Genomic DNA, 2,258 nt, shown 5'->3' on the forward strand with positions numbered 1-2,258 from the left:
CGTGCCCTGCCCCCAGGTGTGACCTACGGGGTGCTGCGGTATCTGAACGAACAGGTCGACCTGGGCGGCGCCGACCCCGTGATCGGATTCAACTACCTGGGCCGGGTGGGCCGAGATGGCGCGGCGTCCTGGGACGGGTGGGGCTTAAGCCCGGAGGGCGCGTCGAAGGTCGCCGGTGCCGCGGCCGCCATACCAATGCCGTTGCCGCACAGTGTGGAACTCAACGCCGCCACCGTCGATACCCACATCGGGCCGCGCCTGCAGGCCGAATGGACCTGGGCGCCTTCGGTATTCGGTGCGGAGCAGGTCGAGCGGTTGAATGGCCTGTGGTTCGAGGCGCTGTCGGGAATCTGTGCCCACGTACGCCAGGGCGGGGGCGGCCTGAGTCCGTCGGACATCGCGCCCGCCCGGCTCAATCAAGAGCAGATCGATGAACTGTGCCGGCTCTACCCGGTCGACGACATTTTGCCGCTGACGCCATTGCAGCAGGGGTTGCTGTTTCACGCCGTCACGACCCAGGGTGGCGACGAGGTCTACGCGGTGCAGGTGAGCGTCACCCTTTCCGGTCCGCTTGATGCGCACCGGCTTGGCGCCGCGGTGCGAAGGGTAGTCGGGCGCCACCCGCATCTGATGGCCCGGGTTTCCGATCAATTCGCCGAACCCGTCCAGATCATCGAGGCGGATCCGACGGCACCATGGCATTACCTCGATCTGACCGGCAGCGACGGCACTGTGGATGTGCTCGAGCAGGTCGCGGCGGTATCTAGCGCGGAGCGGGCCGCGGTCGGTGATCTGTTGGGCGGGACGTTATTCCGGGCAGTGTTGATCCGTACTTACGCAGAGCGGTATCGGTTGGTGTTGACCAACCACCACTTTGTGCTCGACGGCTGGTCACTGCCGATTCTGTTGGGTGAGATCTTCGCCGCCTATCAGGGGCAGCGGTTGCCCGCGTCCGTCCCGTATCGCAGATACGTGAATTGGCTGGCCGGTCGTGACGTCGATGCCGCTCGTGCTGCGTGGGGCGAGGTGTTGTCCGGGATCGATGCCCCCACCTTGGTGGTGTCGCCGGATCACGTGGGGACGGGGCGGCGTGGGGTGGAACGTTTGCACCTGTCGGCGCAGACGACCCGAGCGTTGGTCGACTTGGCCCGCTCGTCTCAGACCACGCTGAACACGGTGCTGCAGGCCGGCTTTGCGCAGTTGCTGATTGGGGTGACCGGCCGGCGTGACGTCGTGTTTGGGACCACGATCTCAACACGCCCCACCGAACTAGCCCGCTCCGAATCGATGGTCGGGTTGTTGATCAATACGGTGCCGGTACGAGCCACCGCCCAGATGACCACGACCATCGCAGATCTGTTGAGCCAGTTGCACAGTCGCTACGAAGGCACTCTGGACCACCAGCACCTTGCGCTGAGCGAGATGCACCGCCTTTCCGGCCACGACCAATTGTTCGACACCCTGTTCGTCCTCGAGAACTACCCCGTCGACACCGCGACCCTGTCAGCTGAACACGACTGGGAGGTAACAGATTTCGATGTTCGTGAGTCCAATCACTACCCACTGACGGTGCAGGTCATTCCCGGAAACGAGTTAAGTCTGCGCGTGGAATTCGACTCCGATGTGTTCGACGTAACCATCATCCGCAGAATGCTCGGCTGGTTCCAGCGGGTGTTGGCGGCGATGGTCGCCGATGTGTCGCAGCGGTTGTCGGCGATCGATGTGCTGGATGAGGCGGAGCATGCTCGGTTGGCCGAGTTGGGTCGACGGTCGGTGCTGGCCCGCCCGACGGATACCACTGGGTCGGTGCCGGGGTTGTTCGCCGCGCAGGTGGCCCGCACGCCGGAGGCGGTGGCGCTGACTTTCGAGGGATCGTCGTTGTCGTATCGGGAGCTGGATGAGGCGTCGAATCGGTTGGCGCACTTGTTGGTTGAGGCCGGTGCGGGTCCGGGCCGGTTTGTGGCGTTGCTGCTGCCCCGTTCGGTCGAGGCGATCGTGGCGATGTTGGGGGTGCTCAAGGCGGGGGCCGCCTATGTGCCGATCGACCCCGCGGTGCCGGTTGCGCGGGTCGGGTTCGTGCTCGCCGATGCCGCCCCGGTGGCGGTGATCACCACCGCCGAGTTGGCCGACCGCCTCGACGGCCACGACCTGCCGATCATCAAGGTGGCTGACGCGCAGAGCTATTCGGCCGCAGGACTGACGATGCCGGGCCCCAACGATGTCGCCTACCTGATCTACACGTCCGGAACCACCGGCAC

The 2,258-nt window shown here is 65.3% G+C and carries 1 protein-coding gene; it reads left to right on the forward strand.

From position 1 onward, the window contains the following. Nucleotides 1-2,258: condensation domain-containing protein (locus tag BST27_RS30105; protein WP_139805480.1), on the forward strand; the 2,258-nt coding region annotated here is incomplete at both ends.

It is taken from the genome of Mycobacterium intermedium (assembly GCF_002086275.1).
Lineage (GTDB): Bacteria > Actinomycetota > Actinomycetes > Mycobacteriales > Mycobacteriaceae > Mycobacterium > Mycobacterium intermedium.